The 3,563-nt window shown below is 63.7% G+C and carries 2 protein-coding genes and 1 pseudogene; 2 read left to right on the top strand and 1 reads right to left on the bottom strand.

Translation table 11 applies throughout. The annotated features are described in order from the left end of the window. Positions 1-1,123: 1,123 nt before the first annotated feature. Together MFF61_RS33335 and MFF61_RS33330 are read left to right on the top strand one after the other, a co-directional pair. Positions 1,124-2,014, top strand: a complete 891-nt coding sequence (locus MFF61_RS33335; RefSeq protein ID WP_238242072.1) for a lipase family protein — start codon at positions 1,124-1,126, stop codon at positions 2,012-2,014. A 567-nt stretch (positions 2,015-2,581) separates the two neighbouring features. Then, the gene (locus MFF61_RS33330) at positions 2,582-2,992 is read left to right on the top strand and encodes a Ros/MucR family transcriptional regulator (RefSeq protein ID WP_238242071.1); all 411 of its coding nucleotides are present in this window, start codon (positions 2,582-2,584) and stop codon (positions 2,990-2,992) included. Positions 2,993-3,281: 289 nt separating this feature from the next. Here MFF61_RS33330 and MFF61_RS33325 read toward each other — a convergent pair. Further along, a pseudogene (locus MFF61_RS33325) lies at positions 3,282-3,437 on the bottom strand (IS3-like element ISMtsp5 family transposase); the annotation flags it as partial. Positions 3,438-3,563 lie beyond the last annotated feature (126 nt).

Raw genomic sequence — 3,563 nt, 5'->3', positions numbered from 1 at the left:
CACGCCAAAATCCGGATAGCCGAGGTTTTCTCGGACCGCGGTCCGCTCGACGACGTCACGTGATGCGAAGTGGTCGCCGCCCGTACCCTGACGCAATCTCTGCCCTGCAGCCCCGGGCCGGAACGCACCCTTCCCACGCCGGGATCGGCGCGGGATGACCACGAGATGGTAGCCAGCCAGCAAGGGGTCCGGTATCGGGGCGAGGGCAGCGCCCCCGCTGTACGGTCGCGATGCCGATCGCGAGGCGCGGGCAAAGCCCAGCACGCCCACCACGACCGCAGGCGGATTCCGCTCCGTTTGGCCGACGAAGGAGCGGCCGAGTTCGGTCAGGTCGGACCGGGACGACCGCGGCGTCGCCACCAATGGGCTTCGACGAGGCGGATGGATGCCGGCCATCGTGGACTGGCGCTGCGCGACTTTGCGGACGCGGGACGCCAGCTGGGATCGTCAGGGCAAGCGTCCTCTCGGCTTCAGCCGCTTCGAAGGCGGAGCAGAGGCATATCGAGCGCTGCGAAGGTTCACCGTGCGGTTTTGAGATTCGCACCCAGGCGCTGCAGGGCCAAGCTGGCTTCGAAGGGGAGCGGATTGACCGCGCCCGTCCTGTTTTTCATCGCAGATGTCGCTCAAAGCCGATGGCAAGGGCGTTCATGTTGCTTATAGAAAACATTGCTTCAGGTGCCAAACAACGATCGATCAACTGTCGCCCATAAGTGACGTTGATCCTCGTGCGGTTACTTATGGACGACATGTGAAGCCACTGCGTTTCTCCCGCGCAACTGACGGACCAAGCTGGGTTCGCCGAACTCGGTTGCCGCCTACGCCACCAGCGCAGCCTCCTCCAGCAGGCCCTGACGCGCGGGTTCAGGCTCGATCTGAACCAGCGTACCGTCCTCGAGCGACTGATCGTCGTGGACGGCGTCTCGACGTGAGCGGTGCGCCATGGACAGCCGCCACCGATCGCGACACCGGGAAAGGGATGAACTCGGCGTCGCAGCAGCCTGTCGAGCAGCTTTCGGCTACCGTCGTCGTGCATCCAAGCCCAGGCATTCGCGTTACTGCTTCTGCCCGATCTGCCCTGGCACTCGACAGGAGCGGCTCCGATTGCGAGGAATGTTCCGTCCACATGGAGCGTGATTGCGTCATCATCGGCATCCACGGCCTGGCCAACAAGCCGCCGGTCGACGAGAAGACGCGGTGGTGGAAGGCCGCCATCGCCGAGGGCCTCACCCGCAACGAGGGGCTTGCGGACCCGGAGTTCCTCTTCGAACTCGTCTACTGGGCTGACCTGCGCTACGACGCCCCGCTGTCGGAGGACAGCAATCGCGAGCCGTATCGCCCCTACGACGGTGCCGGGCCGCTGCCTGGAGGAGACGAGGCACCCGTGATCACCGCCGAGGACGTCCTTGCGCCGCTGTACGCGGGCATCGACTGCCTGGAGGAGGCGACAGGCATCACCGTCGTGGATGACGTGATCCTGGAGCATCGCTTCGATGACCTTTGGCACTACCACGTCGAGCGGCGTTTCGCCCGGCAGGTTCGGGCTCGGCTGACCGCGCGTCTACGGGCGTTCCGGACCCACCGTATCCTGCTCGTCGCGCACTCCATGGGCTCGGTCATCGCCTACGACGTGCTGCGGCTGCTGGAGCGCGAAGATCCATCGCTTCGGATCGAGCACCTCGTCACAGCGGGCTCGCCTCTGGGCCTGGCCAAGGTGAAGCTCAAGTTCGAGGCCGAGCATGGAGCACTGCGGGTGCCGAACAACGTCTCGGCATGGACGAACCTCGCCGACGGCGAGGACATCGTCGCCATCATGGGGAGCCTGAATGCGGATTACGGGCCGAGCAAGGCCGACGTGCATATCGTCGACCGGCGGGTGGTGAACGAATATCGGCGGCCCGACGGCGAGCCGAACCACCATAAATCCTACGGTTATCTGCGAACTCCGGAGTTTTCGCGCGCTTGCGCATGCGCCGTCCCCGCGGCCATTGCGGTTCCCGCCGCACAGGCTGTCTAAAGCCACGCTATCGAGCGGGCCCTCGCTGAACGTGTGTGGGCTTGAGGGACACTTTTGACATCCTGGTTCATGATGCGTTCTGCACCTCGATCCGGAGAATGCCCAAAACCCTGCCCGGTCCGCCCAGTTCGCCAGCAGTATTGAGAGCGGACCAGCATCGGCGCGGCGGATACCGGCGACCATCGCTCGAAAGCCACGTTGCCCTGATCTGTCCATCACGTGGCGATGTCTGCGACCTGCTTGCCATGCAAACGGAACTGGTGGGATATAAACAACAATCGGTGAGCACTCCGAACACGCGATTCTTAATATTGGCTGCCGGCAATGCCGGAAGACCGGATTGTACCGTCGGCACAGCTCTGCATTGAGCCCCCATCATATCTGCGCCCTCGACGTCCGCTGCTCGACTTAACAAGCAGAAGCATACCCCCTCAAGTCATCCACCTCACGCAACGGTGATGCTGGGAGCTGGAACTCTTCCGTAGTTCGTCTCGTACCACAGGCCGTCGCGGAAGCCCGCAAGTTTCCTACGGCAGATCGTGCAAGATGAGATCAATAGGGCTTCTAATGAGCAACAAGAATACTGCTCCGACCCATCGAATGGCCTTGGTTGCCAATCTCGTTTCGGCGTATATCTCATACAACAGGCTGCCGGTGAGCGAGATACCGGCCCTGATCAAGAGCGTACACGATCGACTTGACGAGTTGGCGCGGCCGGCGGCACCTGGGCGGCTTGTTTCTCCAGTGCCGATCAAGCAGACGGTGACGCGAGACTACATTGTGAGCTTAGAAGATGGTCGACAGTACAAATCTCTCAAACGTCATCTCGCCACGCGTGGTTTCACGCCTGAGGAGTATCGCCGCAAGTGGGGCCTGCCGCTGGATTATCCAATGATCGCAGCGAACTACTCCGCGCAACGCTCCGAAGTCGCCAAGACCATTGGGCTCGGCGGAAACAGGCGGAAGCGGTTCGTCTGATCGCACGTAAGCAGCGGCCGAACCAGGGAGCACTCAATTCGGCCTTTGCCCGCCGATCATCCCAGTCGGCGCATCCAGGGGCGCTCGGCGCGTAGATGAGCGGCGGCGACGAGCGCTGGGGCGCCGGCAGCACCGGCAGGCATCGCGATCGGTTTGGGGTATGTATGAATCCCCTGTGTGCCGCCTACGGTTTTTCAGACGCCGATCTGAAGCCAGCACGGCCAGAGCCATGGGCGGAAGCTGTGCGGCACGGATGGAGGTGCGAACACTCTGAGGCGCCGCCGACCCGGACCTTGCTGTGACCCTCGCCGTGGAAAAGGCTGGTGGTGAGGACGGTGCGGATCTCCTCCAGCAGCGCTGCTTCCGGCATCGGCCCGACCGGACTGGGACGCCGCGACGGCTCCGGCCGGTAGGGGGAAAGATGCCGGTGACAACTCCGCCCGCTGAAGCAGGCGGCTTCCCGGTGCAGCTACGCGGCAACCCGCCCGCTGACGCACCGAAGGCCGTGTCCCGACCCGAGGCCGAAGGCCCGGTGATGCACGACCATCGCCGCCGCCACGTCGCGATCCAG

The organism is Methylobacterium isbiliense (genome assembly GCF_022179325.1).
In the GTDB taxonomy this organism is placed as follows: domain Bacteria; phylum Pseudomonadota; class Alphaproteobacteria; order Rhizobiales; family Beijerinckiaceae; genus Methylobacterium; species Methylobacterium isbiliense.
This window is presented reverse-complemented; position numbering and strand designations above follow the sequence as displayed.